This window comes from Sphingobium naphthae, from assembly GCF_043589935.1.
Taxonomy (GTDB): Bacteria; Pseudomonadota; Alphaproteobacteria; order Sphingomonadales; family Sphingomonadaceae; genus Sphingobium; species Sphingobium naphthae_A.
Genome location: NZ_CP171454.1, coordinates 647504 through 664430 on the forward strand (window position 1 = coordinate 647504; position 16927 = coordinate 664430).

Annotated in this window: 16 protein-coding genes and 1 other RNA gene; 9 read left to right on the top strand and 8 right to left on the bottom strand. The window is 66.4% G+C overall.

The features are described from left to right. The first annotated feature begins 35 nt into the window (after positions 1 to 35). From ACGGKE_RS03245 to ACGGKE_RS03255, 3 genes are all read left to right on the top strand, one after another. Positions 36 to 338 (top strand): Hpt domain-containing protein, encoded by a 303-nt coding sequence (locus ACGGKE_RS03245; RefSeq protein ID WP_228166534.1) that lies wholly within the window; start codon positions 36 to 38, stop codon positions 336 to 338. A 72-nt stretch (positions 339 to 410) separates the two neighbouring features. Continuing rightward, entirely contained in the window at positions 411 to 1577 is a 1167-nt protein-coding gene (locus tag ACGGKE_RS03250) for a hypothetical protein (protein WP_394439976.1), read from the top strand. A 244-nt stretch (positions 1578 to 1821) separates the two neighbouring features. Continuing rightward, complete coding sequence (locus tag ACGGKE_RS03255) at positions 1822 to 3201, top strand: sensor histidine kinase (RefSeq protein WP_394439978.1); 1380 nt, start codon at positions 1822 to 1824, stop codon at positions 3199 to 3201. A 75-nt stretch (positions 3202 to 3276) separates the two neighbouring features. Here the strand turns inward: ACGGKE_RS03255 and ACGGKE_RS03260 are convergent, their stop codons facing one another. Continuing rightward, entirely contained in the window at positions 3277 to 4563 is a 1287-nt protein-coding gene (locus ACGGKE_RS03260) for a citrate synthase (protein ID WP_228166531.1), read from the bottom strand. 20 nt (positions 4564 to 4583) lie between these two features. Then, complete coding sequence (gene gltX, locus ACGGKE_RS03265; RefSeq protein ID WP_394439980.1) at positions 4584 to 6026, bottom strand: glutamate--tRNA ligase; 1443 nt, start codon at positions 6024 to 6026, stop codon at positions 4584 to 4586. 49 nt (positions 6027 to 6075) lie between these two features. Here gltX and ACGGKE_RS03270 point away from each other — a divergent pair, with 49 nt between their 5' ends. Then, positions 6076 to 8220, top strand: a complete 2145-nt coding sequence (locus ACGGKE_RS03270; protein WP_394439982.1) for a ComEC/Rec2 family competence protein — start codon at positions 6076 to 6078, stop codon at positions 8218 to 8220. Here ACGGKE_RS03270 and lexA read toward each other — a convergent pair. Continuing rightward, positions 8211 to 8882 (bottom strand): transcriptional repressor LexA, encoded by a 672-nt coding sequence (lexA, locus tag ACGGKE_RS03275; RefSeq protein WP_228166528.1) that lies wholly within the window; start codon positions 8880 to 8882, stop codon positions 8211 to 8213. The two genes, ACGGKE_RS03270 and lexA, sit on opposite strands and share 10 nt — an antisense overlap. A 154-nt stretch (positions 8883 to 9036) precedes the next feature. On the opposite strand from lexA, the gene ACGGKE_RS03280 reads away from it, so the two are divergent. Then, positions 9037 to 9195: a hypothetical protein gene (locus ACGGKE_RS03280; protein WP_317515561.1), complete on the top strand. Its 159-nt coding sequence runs from the start codon at positions 9037 to 9039 to the stop codon at positions 9193 to 9195. Between the two features lie 47 nt (positions 9196 to 9242). Here ACGGKE_RS03280 and glp read toward each other — a convergent pair whose 3' ends face one another. The 5 genes from glp to ACGGKE_RS03305 form a co-directional block, all read right to left on the bottom strand. Next, entirely contained in the window at positions 9243 to 10424 is a 1182-nt protein-coding gene (glp, locus tag ACGGKE_RS03285; RefSeq protein ID WP_394439986.1) for a gephyrin-like molybdotransferase Glp, read from the bottom strand. After that, positions 10421 to 10894 (bottom strand): cyclic pyranopterin monophosphate synthase MoaC, encoded by a 474-nt coding sequence (gene moaC, locus ACGGKE_RS03290; protein WP_394439988.1) that lies wholly within the window; start codon positions 10892 to 10894, stop codon positions 10421 to 10423. The genes glp and moaC overlap by 4 nt, the downstream gene beginning before the upstream one ends. Then, entirely contained in the window at positions 10891 to 11682 is a 792-nt protein-coding gene (gene trpC / locus ACGGKE_RS03295) for an indole-3-glycerol phosphate synthase TrpC (RefSeq protein WP_394439990.1), read from the bottom strand. Before trpC ends, moaC begins: the two co-directional genes overlap by 4 nt. Next, a complete protein-coding gene (gene trpD / locus ACGGKE_RS03300) occupies positions 11679 to 12671 on the bottom strand; it encodes an anthranilate phosphoribosyltransferase (protein WP_394439992.1) in 993 nt (330 codons plus the stop codon). Before trpD ends, trpC begins: the two co-directional genes overlap by 4 nt. Before the next feature lie 82 nt (positions 12672 to 12753). Then, positions 12754 to 13344, bottom strand: coding sequence for an anthranilate synthase component II (locus tag ACGGKE_RS03305; RefSeq protein WP_394439994.1), 591 nt, complete (start codon positions 13342 to 13344; stop codon positions 12754 to 12756). 122 nt (positions 13345 to 13466) lie between these two features. On the opposite strand from ACGGKE_RS03305, the gene ACGGKE_RS03310 reads away from it, so the two are divergent. From ACGGKE_RS03310 to ACGGKE_RS03325, 4 genes are all read left to right on the top strand, one after another. Beyond that, complete coding sequence (locus tag ACGGKE_RS03310) at positions 13467 to 13985, top strand: hemerythrin domain-containing protein (RefSeq protein ID WP_394439996.1); 519 nt, start codon at positions 13467 to 13469, stop codon at positions 13983 to 13985. An 11-nt stretch (positions 13986 to 13996) separates the two neighbouring features. Continuing rightward, positions 13997 to 14347: a transfer-messenger RNA gene (gene ssrA / locus ACGGKE_RS03315) on the top strand. A 297-nt stretch (positions 14348 to 14644) separates the two neighbouring features. Next, positions 14645 to 15028: a tetratricopeptide repeat protein gene (locus ACGGKE_RS03320; protein WP_394439998.1), complete on the top strand. Its 384-nt coding sequence runs from the start codon at positions 14645 to 14647 to the stop codon at positions 15026 to 15028. 262 nt (positions 15029 to 15290) lie between these two features. After that, positions 15291 to 16886, top strand: a complete 1596-nt coding sequence (locus ACGGKE_RS03325; RefSeq protein ID WP_394440000.1) for a hypothetical protein — start codon at positions 15291 to 15293, stop codon at positions 16884 to 16886. Positions 16887 to 16927: the final 41 nt, after the last annotated feature.

Genomic DNA, 16927 nt, shown 5'->3' on the forward strand with positions numbered 1-16927 from the left:
CAAAACTTAACGCAAGCCAGATAGCGTTGGTCTCCATGTCCTATGATCCTGGCGCTCTCGATGCGGCATTGGCCGCCGCCGTTGGCGATGACAGTGCGCTGATCGCCGATCTGCGCGTGGCCTTCCTCGAAAGCGCGGCGCGGCAGGTGGACTTGCTGGGCCGTGCTCGCTGCGACGCCAACTGGCATCTGGCGGCGTGGCGGCTGAAGGGACTGGCGGCGAGCTTCGGGATGACGTCGCTGATGGCGCTGGCGGATGAAGCGGCCCAATCCGCGCCCGGCGATCCCCGTATCCTGCGCCAGCTGCAGGCGACCTTGGCGACGCTGGAACAGAGCTGACGCCGGGCTTGCGTCCGGTCGCCGCGCTTGCGAAAAGGTCGGCAGTCATGAGCGGGTCGAATACGTAACAATATGGGTTTTGCCGCAATTTTGAGCGCCAGCCGCGCGTCGGCCGATTCGTCGGGCGGCTTGCGCGCCTGCCTGCATTTCGCGGGACAAACCTTGGTCGAATATCAGGCGCGGCAAGCGGCGCGCGCGGGTGCCGACCGCATCTTCATCATGGTCAGCGTCATTACGCCGGCACTGTCGCAGGCGGTGGACCGCCTGAGTGCGGACGGCATCGCGGTCGCACTGGTGCGCGACATGGTGTCGATGGTGCGCGATGCGCCGCGTGACGTCGATGCGCTGCTGATGGCGGACGGCGCCATCGTCAGCCAGGCGCATGTCGACAGCCTGGGCGCGGCGGAAGGCGACACGCTGCTGGTGGCCGACGACAGCCGCGCCAGCGCCCCGCTGGAGCGCATCGACGCGGGGCAGCGCTGGGCCGGCCTTGCGCGGATCACCCCCGGCTTGCTGTTCGGCACGCTGGACATGATCGGCGACTGGGATCTTGCGCTCACGCTGGTGCGCAGCGCGGTGCAGAAAGGGGCGCGCCGCGTTACCGTGCCGGAGGCCGATCTGCTGGAAGGGCGAGCCGCGCTGGTGGAAAGCCAGCAGCAGGCCGATCTTGTGGCGCAGGCGGTGGCTTCGGCAGGGACAGTCCGGGCCGATACGCGCGGCGGCATCGAACAGTATCTCTTCGTTCCGCTCGCGCGATCTGCGGGATCGATGCTGATGCGCCTGCAGGTGCCGGCGCTTCAGGTACGGATCGGCGCGATGGCGCTGGCGGCAATCGCTCTGGTGCCGATCGAGCTGGCTTGGGTCCTGACCGGTTTCTGCCTGCTGTTGCTCGCGTTGCTTCTAGCCGAGTCGGCCGATCGACTGGACGAGCTGGCACTGCGGCGTCCGCCACAGGGGTGGACCGCCTTCGTGCCGCCGGGTCTAGCGCTGGTCGGCATCGTGCTGGCGGGCGGCACGACGACCGCTGTCGATCTCGCGCTGCTGTCGGGCGTGCTGATGGTGGCGGATCGCTGGCGCAGAAGCGGGGCCGCGGCGCCCTGGATGATGCTGACCCCGGCCAGCGTGTTGATCCTGCTGTTGATCGCCGGGGCGCTGGGGCTGTTGGGCGAGGGGTATCGGGTGGCGATGCTTGCCACGATCGCATCGGTCGCAGCCGTCATTTTGCGTCCGCGCGCCTGACGTTTTTAAGCCCACGGTTTAGTGCATTTTAACGACGTGCAGCTATGCTGCAGCGCATGAACGGCCCTTCGTCCCTTGCTGGATCGATGATGGCGGACTGCCGGCCGATGATTTGTGTCTCGGGCGGCATGTCTGTCGTGCCTGTCCTGCGCGCCCAGAAGCCGGGGCATTTCGTTCTTTCAGAGCTTGGAGAAGCCAGGCCGCTGACCCGCTGCCACCGGTCTTGGCGGGTGGGCGTCCCGGCATGACTCCATCCCCCAATCCCACGATTTTGCGGGCCGCCGTATCGGGTGAAGGCCGACTGCTCAGCGCCGATCCGCCGCTGCTCGATCTGCAGCGGGAAGCGGGTGGCGATTTGGGCACTGCGCTGGCCGTGCCGCAACTGGCGGCGGTAGTACGATCGACGCAGCGGCTCGGCGCGCCGATCTCGCGCCCCGTTGTCGCGGCGGCGGAGCGGGGGCTCATCGACATGTGGGTGCGCGCCCGACCCGAAGCGGGCGGGATCGCGCTGGCCGTGATCGACTGGCATGAGCGCGCCGCTGCCCCGGACCCTGCCGAAATGCACCGGCGGGAGGCCGATCTAGCCGCCCTGGCGGAAGGATGGACTTGGCAGATCGACGTCGACATGCGGTTCGAACTCGCCGCCGGCGGCAACGGGCCGCAGGGGATGCTGCCAGCCAGCGCGCCGGCGCCTGGCTCGCGCTTTTCGGCCTATTTCGATCTTCGCGCCGATGATGACGGCGACATGCCGTTGCTGCGCGCGCTGGCTCAACGCCGCGCCTTTCGTAACCAGATCGCCGCGCAGGCGAGCGATCCGGGGCGGCTGTTCCGCTTGTCTGGCTTCCCGCTGTTCGATCTGGCCGGGCAGTTGATCGGCTATCGGGGTTCGGCCTTCCCGATGGACCATATGGTCCTGGCGCCGTTGGCGCAGGACAGCATGGTCACGCTCTATCCCGCCGAGTTCGGCAAGCGGCTGGACCGGTCGCTGCGGCAGCCACTGGGACGGATCATCGCCAATGCCGATACGATCAGCGCGCAGATGGAAGGGCCGCTGCGCGCCGACTATGCCGGTTACGCCAACGACATAGCATCGGCCGGACGGCATTTGATGGCGCTGGTCGACGATCTCGCCGATCTGCAGGCGATCGACCGGCCCGACTTCACCGTCATTCCCGAAGACATCGACCTGGCCGATCTTGGCCGTCGGGCGGCGGGACTGCTGCGGGTCAAGGCGCTCGATCGGCAGATACTAATCGTGCCCCCGGCCGAGGAGGCGCGCGCGCCCGCAACCGGCGAGTTTCGCCGCGTGCTGCAGATCCTCGTCAATCTGGTCGGCAATGCGATCCGCTATTCGCCCGAGGGCAGCATGGTGCGGATCGTGACCGAGCAGGCGCGGGGCGAGGCGCGGATCATGGTGATCGACAAGGGGCCTGGCATCGCCGTCGCCGATCGCGAGCGCATTTTCGAGAAGTTCGAGCGGTTGGGCCGCGACGACGCCGGGGGCAGTGGCCTTGGCCTCTATATCTCCCGCCGGCTCGCGCGAGCGATGGGCGGCGACATTGACATCGGCGGCGCGCCCGGCGAAGGCGCGCGCTTCATCCTGACCTTGCCCGCCGCTGGCTGAACCCGGGAACATGCGCACAAGCAGAAACGGCGCCCCGATCGGGACGCCGTTTCTCTTTGTCAGGCTGTGCGCCGATCAGCGCTTGTCGACGGGCACATAGTCACGCTGCGTCGGGCCGGTGTAGAGCTGGCGCGGACGACCGATCTTCTGCGCTGGGTCCGAAATCATTTCGTTCCACTGCGCGACCCAGCCGACGGTGCGGGCGAGGGCGAAGAGCACGGTGAACATCTCGGTCGGGAAGCCGATGGCCGAGAGGATCACGCCCGAATAGAAGTCCACATTCGGGTAGAGCTTCTTTTCGATGAAGTAGGGATCGTTGAGGGCGATCTGCTCCAGTTCCTTGGCGACGTCGAAGATCGGATCATCGACGCCCAGCTTTTCCAGCACGTCCTTGGCGGTCTTCTGCATGACCGTCGCGCGCGGGTCGTAATTTTTGTACACGCGGTGGCCAAAGCCCATCAGGCGGAACGGATCGTCCTTGTTCTTCGCGCGGGCGATATATTCCGGAATGCGATCGACCGTGCCGATTTCCCGCAGCATGTTGAGCGCGGCCTCGTTCGCGCCGCCATGCGCCGGGCCCCACAGGCAGGCGATGCCAGCAGCGATGCAGGCGAAGGGATTGGCGCCCGACGAACCCGCGAGACGCACGGTCGAGGTCGACGCGTTCTGCTCATGATCAGCGTGCAGGATGAAGATCTTGTCCATCGCGTCGACGACGACGGGATCGACCTCATATTCCTCGGCCGGGACCGAGAAGGTCATGCGCAGGAAATTGGCGGTGTAGCTGAGGTCGTTGCGCGGATAGACGAAGGGCTGACCGACGGAATATTTATACGCCATGGCGGCGATCGTCGGCATCTTCGCGATCAGGCGATGGCTGGCGATGCGGCGCTGTTCGGGATCGTTGATGTCGGTCGAGTCATGGTAGAAGGCCGACAGCGCGCCCACCACGCCGCACATGATCGCCATGGGGTGCGCGTCGCGACGGAAGCCGCGATAGAAGGTGGTCAGCTGTTCATGGATCATCGTGTGACGCGTGATGGTGCGCGTGAACTCGTCCAGCTCCTTGGCCGACGGCAGTTCGCCGTTCAGCAGCAGATAGCTGACTTCCATGAAGCTGGACTGTTCGGCCAGCTGGCCGATCGGGTAGCCGCGGTGCAGCAGCACGCCTTCGTCGCCATCGATATAGGTCAGGCCCGAATCGCAGCTGGCGGTGGAGGTAAAGCCCGGGTCATAGGTGAACATGCCGGTGTTGGCGTAGAGCTTGCGAACGTCGATGACCTGGGGCCCGACGGTGCCATCCATGATGGCATAATCCTGGGTGTCGCCCCCGACTGTCAAAGTGGCTTTGTTATCCGACATGTTTTTCTCCTTGTGTGCCATCAACCGGCCGCGGCGTGCCCTGCCGCAGTCAGTCGTTCCAAGCTCTCCTCTTTCCCGAGCAGGAAGAGGACATCAAAAATGCCCGGCGAGACCGTGCGGCCGGTCAGCGCAGCGCGAAGCGGCTGCGCCACCTTGCCGAGGCCAAGGCCGGCATCCTCTGCCACGCGGCGTATAACGTCTTCGATCGCTTCGACCGTCCAGGACGGAACGGACTGGAGAGCGTCGGCTGTCTTTATCAGCAGCGCGCGCGCGGGCTCATCTAGCAGAGCGGAGGCCTTTTCGTCAAAGTCGAGCGGGCAAGATTTGAACAGGAACTCGGCCCCCTCCGCAATTTCATTAAGGGTTTTGGCTCTGGGTTTGAGCGAAGCCATCGCCTGCGCCAAAATATCGCGCTGCCGATCGTTCAGTTGCGTATCGAGACGCGACTCAAGCCGCGGCGCGACCAGCGCTGCGAGCCGCGCATCGTCCGCCTCACGCAGATAATGGCCGTTGAGATTTTCCAGCTTCTTGATGTCGAAGCGGGAGGGCGAGCGGCCGACCCCTGCGATGTCGAACAACTCGATCGCGCGGTCGATCGGGATGATCTCCTCGTCGCCATGGCCCCAGCCCAGGCGCAGCAGATAGTTGAGCACCGCCTCCGGCAACATACCCATGTCGTCGCGATAGGCGTCGACGCCCAGCGCGCCATGGCGCTTCGACAATTTGGCGCCATCCGATCCGTGGATCAGCGGGATATGCGCGTAGACCGGCTCTTCCCAGCCCATCGCCTTGATGATGGCGAGCTGGCGGAAGGCGTTGTTGAGGTGATCATCACCGCGAATGACATGGGTGACGCCCATGTCATGATCGTCCACCACCACGGCCAGCATATAGGTGGGCGTGCCGTCCGACCGCAGCAGGATCATGTCGTCCAGTTCGGCATTCTGCACGACGACGCGGCCCTGCACCGCATCCTCGATCACCGTTTCGCCTTCGCGCGGCGCCTTGATGCGGATGACATAGGGCGTGCCCGCGGGCGCTTCGGCCGGATCGCGATCGCGCCAGCGACCGTCATAGCGCATCGGCTGCTTGGCCGCGCGCTGCTGCTCGCGCAGCTCCGCCAGTTCCTCCGGCGTCGCGAAACATTTATAGGCGTGGCCGGCGGCGAGCAGCTGGTTCGCGACCTCGGCATGGCGCGGCGTGCGCTCGAACTGGAAAACCGCCGGTTCATCACCGCCCAGGCCCAGCCATTCCAGCCCGTCGAAGATTGCGGCCACTGCTTCCTCGGTTGAGCGCGCGCGATCGGTATCCTCGACCCGCAGCAGGAACTTGCCGCCATGATGCCGCGCGAACAGCCAGTTGAACAGCGCGGTGCGCGCGCCGCCGATGTGCAGGAAGCCGGTGGGGGACGGGGCGAAACGGGTCACCACCTGCTTGTTCTTTCCCGTTGCGCTCGCCGTCATATTCTTTGACATTCGCCTTATCTGATCCATGAATCCGACGCCCCCTAGCATGGCTTTCGAGCCACGACAAACGCCCCATGACGGAAGCGTCAGGACGGCTGTCGGCCGGTGCTTTACGGCGATCGAGGCGTGGCTGGAGGCGGAGCGCGAACAGATCGCGCTGTGGGCGCCGGTGGGCATCGGCGCGGGCATAGCGGCGTGGTTCCTGCTGCTCGATCCAGCGCAGTGGCTGGGCTTTTGTTGCGGCGCACTGGGCCTCGCCTGCCTGGCGGCGATACTGCCGGGTCATGGCCGACTGCGCCACATGCTGATGATCGGGGCGCTGCTGGCGACGATGGGGTGCCTGCTCATCTGGGGCAAGGCGGAGATGCTGGGCAAGCCGCCGCTCGCGCGGGCCGTCTTCGTGCGAGTGACGGCGGAAGTGCGATCGGTCCGAGCGGTCCCGGCGCAGGACATGGTTCGCGCGATGCTGCGGCTGATCGATGCGCCGACCCTGCCGCGCACCATCCGCGTCAACATCGCGACCGACGATGTGCCGCCCGGCCTGGGGGAAGGCGCGATCATTCGCCTGCGCACGCGGCTGATGCCGCCAGCGCCGCCCGCTGTGCCGGGCGCCTATGATTTCGCGGCGCGCGCCTATTTCCAGGGCATCGGGGCCACGGGCAAGGCGTTGCGCCCGATCGAAGTGCAGCGCCCGTCGCAGGAAGCGCTGCCGCTTCGCGCCCGGCTGTTCGCGCATATCGTGGGGCGGGTCGATGGCCCCGCAGAAGGGATCGCGGCCGCGCTCGCGACCGGCGATCAGGGCGCGATCGCCGAACCTGATGCCGAGGCGATGCGCCGCAGCGGGCTTGCGCATCTGCTCTCGATCAGCGGACTGCATGTGACGGCGCTGATCGGCGCGACCATTTTCCTGCTGATGCGGCTGATGGCGCTCAGCCGCCGCGCTGCGCTCGACTGGCCGCTGATGCTGATCGCGGCGGCGGGCGGCGCACTGGTCGGGATCGGCTATACCTGGCTGACCGGCGCGGAAGTGCCGACCGTGCGGTCGTGCATCGCGGCTTTGCTGGTGCTTGGTGGTTTGGCGCTGGGGCGCGACGCGATCACCCTGCGGCTCGTGGCGAGCGGCGCGCTACTGGTGTTGATCCTCTGGCCCGAAGCATTGGTCGGCCCCAGTTTCCAGATGAGCTTCGCCGCCGTCACCGCGATCGTCGCGCTGGCCGAACATCCCCGCTTCCGCGCCTTTGCCGCAGCGCGGGACGAGGCATGGCCGCGCAAGATCGGGCGCGGACTGGTGGTGACTCTGGCGACCGGCTTCGTGGTGGAGCTGGTGCTGATGCCCATCGCGCTGTTCCATTTCCACAAGGCGGGAATGCTGGGCGCGTTCGCCAATCTGATCGCCATTCCGCTCACGACCTTCGTCGTCATGCCGCTGGAAGTGCTGGCGCTGCTGTTCGACCTGATCGGCCTTGGCGCGCCCTTCTGGTGGCTGACGGGGCAGGCGCTCGGCCTGCTGCTCTGGATCGCGCACGGGGTCGCGGCCAGCCCGATGGCGACGCTGCTGGCCCCGGCGATGCGGCCGGCGCTGTTCGGCTGCGTCATCCTGGGCCTCCTCTGGTGCCTATTGTGGCGGAGCCGCCTGCGCTGGCTGGGCCTGCCGCCGGTCGTGGGCGGCGTGGCGCTGGTCCTGCTCGCGCCGCCGCCCGATCTTCTGGTGACGGGCGATGGCCGGCATGTGGCGGTGCGGACCAGCGCCGGCATGGCGATCCTGCGCGATCGCGCGGGCGATTATGTGCGCGATACCCTGTCGGAGAGCGCGGGCTATGAAGGCGAACTAAGCGCTATCGCCGATCTTCCCGAAGCGCGCTGTTCGTCCGACCTGTGCGCGCTGCGCCTCAAGGATGGCGGGGGACGGACCTGGCGCCTGCTGCTGACGCGCAGCGACATGCTGATCGACCGCCCCGCCTTCCAGAGGGATTGCGCGGCCGCGGACATCGTCCTCAGCGACCGGCGCATGCCGCGCTGGTGTCGACCACGCTGGATCAGGATCGATCGATGGTTGCTGGCGCGCACCGGCGGCCTGGCCATCACCCTGAACAAAGGCGAAGTTCACACCGTCCATCGCCCTGGCGACGCGCACCCCTGGATTGCGCGTCCGCCGGTCCGAAAAAGAACGCGGCCGGCCCCTCAGTTGTAGCGGCGCAGCAGTCCTGCAAGCTTGCCCTGGATACGCACCTGGCGCGGATCATAGACCTGCGGTTCATAGGCCGGATTGGCGGGGTCGAGCCGCACCCGGCTGCCTTCGCGGCGGAAATATTTGAGCGTGGCTTCATTCTCGTCGATCAGGGCGACGACGATTTGCCCCTCGCGCGCGACGTCGGTGCGCTGGATCAGCGCGAAGTCGCCATCGAGGATGCCGGCCTCAACCATCGAATCGCCCGACACTTCCAGCGCATAATGATCGCCCGATCCCAGCAGCGCGGCGGGCACGGGCAGCATCGTCTGCCCCTCCATCGCCTCAATCGGCACGCCCGCGGCGATGCGGCCGTGCAGCGGGATTTCGATGACGTCATTGGCCGCGATCGGCAGGGTCGCAGGCATCTTCGGCTTGGGCGCGACGCTGGGCGCCGGCGCGCGGTGCATCGCGTCGGGCAGCTTCAGCACCTCCAGCGCGCGGGCGCGATTGGGCAGGCGACGAATGAAGCCGCGCTCCTCCAGTGCGTTGATCAGGCGATGAATGCCCGACTTGGAGCGCAGGTCGAGCGCATCCTTCATCTCCTCGAAAGAAGGCGACACGCCGCCTTCCTCCAGCCGGTTGTGAATGAAGCTCAGCAATTCCTGCTGCTTGGGCGTCAACATCACTGCGATCCTTCCGTGGAACGTATAAGGAACGCATAGGAAACACATGGAGATTAGTCAAGCGCCCAGCCGTTCGTCGCAGATTGCGGAACATGGGCCGGCACTGGCGGGTTGTCCGCCATGCCTTTCCATGGAAGGCAATAGGAGAGTGACAATGGCTAACCAGAACCAGCAGGACAATGACCAGCGCCGTGACCAGCAGGGCGGCGATCGCGACCAGCGGGACCGCCAGCAGCAGCAGGAAAACCGGCAGGACCAGATGGGCGACGAACGGCGCCAGGATCAGGCGCCGGGCAACCGTCAGCAGCGCTGATCATCCTTTGTATATCATGGAGAAGGGGCCGCAGGACGGCCCCTTTTTCATGTCAGCGGCAGGATGGTCACCCGATCCCCGGACGACGCGGGCGGAGACGCCGCTGGTCGCAGGATCAGGCAATCCGCCATCGCCATGGCGGCCGTCGCCGCGCTGTCCTGCGATGTGACCGAGACGACGCCATCGGCGCCGCGCCAGGCGCGCAGATAATCGTCGCGATCGCCCGTCGCCGGTAGGGGCGAGGCCAGGATCGCATCGGCCGTGGGCGGCAGAGGATTGGCGGCCCCGCCGAGATGGCGGACCAGCGGCGCCAGGAAGAGCGTGCCGGTGACGAAGGCGGACACAGGGTTGCCGGGCAGACCGAGAAACAGTGCTTCGCCCAGCGTTCCCGCCATCAGCGGCTTGCCCGGCCGCATCCTGACCTTCCAGAAATCGAGCGCGCCGCCCGCTTTGGCGAAGGCGGGCCGCACCAGATCATGGTCGCCGACCGACGCGCCGCCAGTCGACACGATGATGTCGGCCTGCGCCGCGCTTTCGAATGCGGCGACCATGGCGTCAAGATCATCGGGGATGATGCCCAGATCGGTCACGTCGCAGGGCAGGCCCGCCAGCATGGCGGCCAGCATCGGCGCGTTGGATGACGGCAGAAAACCGGAAGGCGTCGGCGCGCCGGGCGGCACCAGCTCGTTGCCGGTCGACAGCAGCGCAACGCGCGGACGGCGACCGACCGGCAGTTCCCCGCGGCCGCCCAGCACCGCCAGCGCGATTTGCGCCGGGCCGAGCCGGCTGCCCCGGCGCAGCAAAGGCGCGCCGGAGGCGAAGTCCGAGGCGTGGCGACGCACATGGCGGCCCGCCGGCAGGGGATCGGCGCTTGCCGTCAGCCGATCGCCATCGACGGCGGCATTTTCCTGGATGAGGATGCTGTCGGCGCCGGGCGGCACGGGCGCGCCGGTGAAGATGCGGCAGGCTTCGCCGGGCGCAACCGGCGCCAGGGTGGCGCTGCCCGCCGCGCTTTCGCCGACGATGCGCCAGGGGCCGGGATGTTCGGCGGCGCGTACCGCATAGCCGTCCATCGCCGACAGGTCGGTCCAGGGCTGGTCGCGCAGCGCCGCAACATCGTCGGCCAGCCAGCGGCCGACCGCCGCGCCGACTGCGACCGTTTCGGCGGGCAGGGGGCGCGCCAGGGCAAACAGGCGCGCCTGCGCCTGTGCGACCGGCAGCAGGCTCATGCCGGGCGCCGCCAGTCGCCCGACTTGCCGCCGGTCTTGGCGATCAGGCGGACGTCGCGGATGATCATCGCCTTGTCGAGCGCCTTGGCCATGTCATAGATGGTGAGCAGCGCGGCGGTGGCGGCGGTCAGCGCCTCCATTTCCACCCCGGTCTGCCCGGCGGTCCGCGCGGTCGCGGTGACGGCCACACCGTCGCCATCCAGATCGAAATCGACCGTCACGGCGCTGAGCGCGATCGGGTGGCAGAGGGGGATGATGTCGGCGGCCTTCTTGGCGGCCATGATGCCTGCAACCCGCGCGACGGCGAGCACGTCGCCTTTCTTGACGAGGCCATCGGCGATCGCCTGCGCCGCCTGCGCGCTCATGTCGATCCGGCCGGCGGCGATCGCTTCGCGTGCCGTCACGGCCTTGGCCGACACATCGACCATGCGCGCCGCGCCGTCGGCGTCGAGATGGGTGAGGCCGCTCATGCGCCGGTCAACAAAGCGCGGGTCGCGCTCTCGACATCGGCCTGCCGCATCAATGTCTCGCCCACCAGGAAGCAGCGCACGCCATGATCGGCCATCGCCGTCAGGTCCGCATGGTCGCGCAGCCCGCTTTCGGCGACGAAGGTGCAGCCTTCGGGCGCTCTGCCCACCAGTTCGTAGGTGCGCGCGAAGTCGACGCTGAAATCGCGCAGGTCGCGATTGTTGACGCCGATGAGACGCGAGCGCAACTGAAGCGCGCGCTCCAGTTCGGCCTCGTCATGCACTTCGATCAGGGCGTCCATGCCAAGCCCGAGCGCCGCATCCTCGATCTCGCGCATCTGTCCGTCGTCCAGCGCGGCGACGATGATCAGGATGGCGTCGGCCCCCAGGGCCCGGCTTTCCAGCACCTGCCACGGGTCGACCATGAAATCCTTGCGCAGCACCGGCAAGGCGCAGGCTGCGCGGGCCGCGACCAGATAATCGTCCCGGCCCTGGAAATAGGGCTCGTCGGTCAGGACCGACAGGCAGGCCGCGCCGCCGGCCGCATAGGCGGCGGCATGGGCCGGCGGGTCGAAATCGGCGCGGATCAGCCCCTTGGACGGGCTCGCCTTCTTGACCTCCGCGATGAGGCCGAAGCCCGATGCGGCCGCGGCATCAAGCGCGCGGCGGAACCCCCGTGGCGGCGTCTGCGCGGCGGCGCGGGCGTGGAGCGTCGCGACGCTGCTTGCCGCCTTGCGACGGGCGACATCCTCGCGCTTGACGTCGCAAATTTCGATCAGCTTGTTGGTCATGAATAGGCAATCCAGCAATTCAGAAGCACATTGGCAAGGCCGCGGTCGATGGTTTCGGCCGCTTCCTCGATGCCTTCGCGCAAATCAGCGGCCGCATCGGCCACGACCAGCGCGACCGCGGCGTTGAGCAGCACGGCGTCGCGATAGGCGCCCTGTTCGCCCTGCAGCAGGGCGCGGAGCGCGGCGGCATTGTGCGCCGCGTCGCCGCCCCGAATGGCGGACACGGGGCGGCTGGGCAGGTCGAGATCGCTTCCATGGAGGCGGTGCATGGCGACGAGCGCATTGCCCTTCACCTCCGCCATGTCATTGCCGCCGTCGAGCGACAATTCGTCCAGCCCTTCGTCGCCCGAGACGATCATCGCCCGGTCGACGCCCAGTTCGGCGAGCGCCTGGGCATAGATGGGGACGTAGGCGGGGCGCGCGATGCCGACCAGTTGCCGCCGCACATTGGCGGGATTGGCGAGCGGGCCCATCAGGTTGAAGATGGTGCGTTCGCCGATCGCGCGGCGGATGGGCCCCAGCCGCTTGAGCGCGGGATGATAATTTTGCGCGAACAGGAAGCAGATGCCAAGATCGGCCAGCGTCGCTTCGGCAGTGGCGGCCGCCCGGTCGAGGTCGAGGCCCAGCGCTTCGAGCGTATCGGCCGCGCCGGCTTTCGAAGAGGCGGCGCGATTGCCATGTTTGGCGACCGGCACGCCAGCGGCGGCGACCACCAGGCTGACCGCGGTCGAGACGTTGAGCGTGTGATGGCCGTCGCCCCCGGTGCCGCACACGTCGATCGCGCCCGGCGGCGCGGCGACCGAGATCATGCGCGCGCGCATGGCGCGGGCGGCGGCGGCGATTTCCGTCGCGGTTTCGCCGCGCCTGGCCATGGTGACGAGGAAGGTGGCGATGTCCTCATCACCAAGGTCCGCGTCGAACAGCAGGTCGAACGCGTTGGCTGCGGCATCGCTGGACAGCGGGGCGGACGGATCGGGCAGGCGGGTCATCGTGCCTCGCCTTAATCGGCCTGAGCACGACGAGTCGAGAGGGAAGGGCGCGAAGGCCTGCTTTTCGGAACGCGAAGCCCCTTCAGGCGGCTTCGCGCGTGCGCACCGGCAGGCCCGCCAGCGTCAGGAAGTTCGCCAGCATCGCATGGCCATGTTCGGTGGCGATGCTTTCGGGATGGAACTGGACCGAATGGATCGGCAGCGTGGCGTGGCGGAAGCCCATGACCGATCCGTCCTCGCTGCGCGCGTTGACGATCAGGCTCTGGGGAATATCCTCCACGATCAGCGAATGATAGCGGGTTGCGGTGAAGGGGGAGGGCAGGCCTTCGAACAGGCCGGTGCCGTCATGTTCGACCGGCGAGGTCTTGCCGTGCATCAGGCCGCCGCGCACCACCTTGCCGCCGAAATGCTGGCCGATCGCCTGATGACCCAGGCACACGCCCAGCAGCGGCGCGCCCGCGTCGGCGCAGGCGGCGACCAGGTCCAGGCTGACGCCCGCTTCGTTGGGCGTGCAGGGGCCGGGCGAGAGCAGGAAGGCCTTGGCTCCGCTGGAGAGTGCCTGGCCTGCCGAAATGGCGTCGTTGCGGACGACCTCCACCTTGGCGCCCAGCTCCATCAGATAATGGACGAGGTTCCAGGTAAAGCTGTCATAATTGTCGATGACGAGGATCATGATCGGCTTCTAGCGCGGCCGCGAGGCGGTGGGAAGGCGGCTTGGCGTCTTTCGCATGGGCCCGTGGAACCGGCGGCCTTCTGGCGGCTTCCTTTCTGCGCCCTGTGGACGAGGAGGAAAACATGGCGAAGGACGAATATAGCGATGCGATCGCCCTGCTGAAGGCCGATCACCGGACGGTCGAGGATCTGTTCGAGGCATATGAGAAAGCGACCGCGACCGCGACCGCGCGCAAGCGGGACATCGCGCAGAAAATCTGCCTGGAGCTCAAGATCCATACGATGATCGAGGAGGAGATTTTCTACCCCGCCTTCCGCGGCAAGATCGAGGATGACACGCTCGACGAAGCCTATGTCGAGCATGATGGCGCCAAGCTGCTGGTGAACGACATCGAAGCCGGATCGCCGGACGATGACTTTTACGACGCTAAGGTCACCGTGCTGTCGGAAGAGATCAAGCATCATGTGCATGAGGAGGAAATGCCATCGAAGGGCATGTTCGCTCAGTGCCGCAGGACGGACGTGGACCTGGTGGCGCTGCGCGACCAGATGCTTGCGCGCAAGACCGAATTGATGGCGCAGGCGAAGGCAAGCGGTCTGCCTGCCGCCAAGCCGAGCGTCGTCAACCTGATCGCGGCATGAAGCGAGGCGCGCGGCTTGAAATATCGCTAGCGAGCGGCCATATGGAGCGTGCCGGGTTCGCCCGGCTATGGTGATAAACTGTATCGTGCAATAGGCGCAGCGGACCCGGGGGCAGTACCCGGCGGCTCCACCACATATCCCGCTCCAATCAGGATCGGGGTTTCTGACGGGGCCGAACTAGGATCGACGTGTGTTGAAAAGCGGTGCCTTCACCCGGCCTGAGTAAGCCGTAAAAATGTTCAAAACTCACAAGTGCCAACGATAACGAGGCTCTTGCTCTTGCTGCGTAATTGATGGCCTCACGGCCTGACATTACCCAAAAAGAACGCGGTTGAACCCACCGGGCAACAGAAGGGAATTCAGCGGCCCCCGGAGGCGCCGGGCAACAGAAGCCTCCGGACTTTCCCCATAGCTTGATTTCGACCGCCGCAACTGCGGCGTGGGGGGCGCGACTCGCCGGCCGCATGGCGCACGTGATTCGCGCTCTATGGCGTTCTCCGTTCGATGACGATTTTATGACATATCTGCGTAAAATTCATAAGTGGCTGATTTAGGGAAAAACAAAAGCGGCGACGGCGATGATGCGCGATATTGTGTGCATGTCATCTAAATGAAATACTCGTGGCTATGTTGGAGGGTTTTTATCGGGAGATGGGAAGATGAAGAGCGTCGTCGCTATCATGGGTCTGGCGCTGGCTGTATCGACGCCTGCTTTGGCGCAGAGCGCGCCCGAGAGCCTCGTCGTGCTGGGTGTGCCCGATGGCAACCTTGCTGCCAAGGCGCTGGCTTCGGGGCAGTTCAAAGCGGCAATCGACCGGCTGGAACCGATGTGGCCCTATGGCGCCAATGATCCCGCGCGGCTCATCAACCTTGGCCATGCCTATGCGGGAGCGGGGCGGATTGCCCAGGCGCGGGAAGCCTATCGGTCTGCGCGTTTCGCACCGGAAATGACGTTGGTGCTTGCCAATGGGCAGGAGGAATCGTCACGAATGGTTGCGCGCCGCGCCATGGATCGGCTCAACCCGGCTTTCGCCGCGCGCTGATCCGAGGCACGGTTCTGTTAAGCACGATAGGAGGGCGTCGCCGACTGAAGGCGGCGCCTTCTTTCATATCATGTCACCTGCCCGACACGACTGTCACATTACCGTCATTTCAGTGACGCTCCAACGTCATAGCAGCGGAATGTCCCTGTCATTTCCCAAGCCTAGTGCCCCCCGAAGAGGGCGACAGGGGGCGTTGTCCGATTCGTAAATTCCCCTGCGCTCCGCAGTTCAACAACGCCGGCACGACCGGAGCGGAGATGACATGGCCAAGATTAACCGTATCCATACGATCCTGATGGCGAGCTGCGCCTGCGTAGGCCTGAGCGCCTGCGGTGCGGACGACATCGCTTCGCCGGGCGAAGGCACCATCGTCATCCCGGCGCCCACGCCGACTCCCACCCCCACGCCGACCCCCACGCCGACGCCGACGCCGACCGCGGTCACCCCTGCGGCCAGCTGCCCGTCGATTGCCGGTTCGAACCAGCTCAGCGACCTCGGCACCATCACCGACGGCACCAACACATGGCGCAATTGCGGCTTCCCGGCGCGCTTCACCTCGACCACCGCGATCGCGAAGGTTGCGGGCGTGATCTATTCGCTGCCCGGCCGCGTCGATGTCGGCACCGACCAAGGCGCCGCCACCACCAACACCGACGTGACGCTGAACATCGATCCGGGCGTGGTCGTCTTCGCGAGCACCGGTAACGCTTATCTGGCCGTCAACCGCGGCAACAAGATCAACGCCGTTGGCACCGCCACGTCTCCGATCATCTTCACCAGCCGCGAAAATGTCACCGGCGCCGCGACCGATCAGTCGTCGGGCCAGTGGGGCGGCATCGTGCTGCTGGGTCGCGGCCGCATCACTGACTGCCAGGCGCCGGCTGCCGCGCCGGGCACCACGGCGTGCGAGCGTGACACCGAAGGCACCAGCAATGCCCTGTACGGCGGCGCCAATGACGCCGACAGCTCGGGCCGCCTGTCCTATGTCCAGATCCGCTATTCCGGCTTCGTCCTGGCCGACGGCAAGGAACTGCAGGGCCTGACCCCCTCGGGCGTAGGCACCGGCACCGTGATCGACCATATCCAGGTCCACAACAGCTCGGACGACGGCATCGAAGCCTTCGGCGGCTCGGCCCATATGAAGTATCTGGTGTTCACCGGCAACGAGGACGATAATCTCGACACCGACGTTGGCTTCCGCGGCACGGCCCAGTTCGTCATCTCGGCCCAGCGCGCCAACAACAATATCGGCGATACCTTCCTCGAAACCGATTCGAACGGTTCGACCAGCAACAGCAACGCCAGTGAAGATGCGCTGCCGCGCCAGTATCTGAAGGTCGCCAACTTCACGCATATCCAGCGTTCGAACACCGGCGACGATGGCGCATCCATGCTGCTGCGCGGCGGCGCCGACCTGGCGCTGGTCAACGGCATCATCGTCAGCCCCGACCAGAGCTGCCTGCGCATCAACAGCGCCGCCACCGTTCGCGATGCCGACACTACCCTGCAGGACGCCGGCAAGCCGCGCTACATTTCGGTGGTGATGCAGTGCAACAGCACCCCCTTCAAGGGCACTGGCGGCGTGGACGTTTCGGTCGTCCAGTCGATCTTCCAAGCCGGTCCGAACAGCAGCATCAGCTACACTCCGTCGCTGACCAGCCTGTTCATCAACGGCGCCACGGAGACGGCCGTGACCGCCACCGATCCCAAGACGATCGACAGCGCCTTCACCACCACCAACTATATCGGTGCGGTGAAGGACAGCAGCGACACCTGGTATGCCGGCTGGACCTGCAATTCGGCAAGCGCGAGCTTCGGCGCTTCGGCCCGCAACTGCACCGCCATCCCGACCGCCTGACCGGCGCCTGACCTCAATAGGGGCGGGGGAGCGTTTACCGA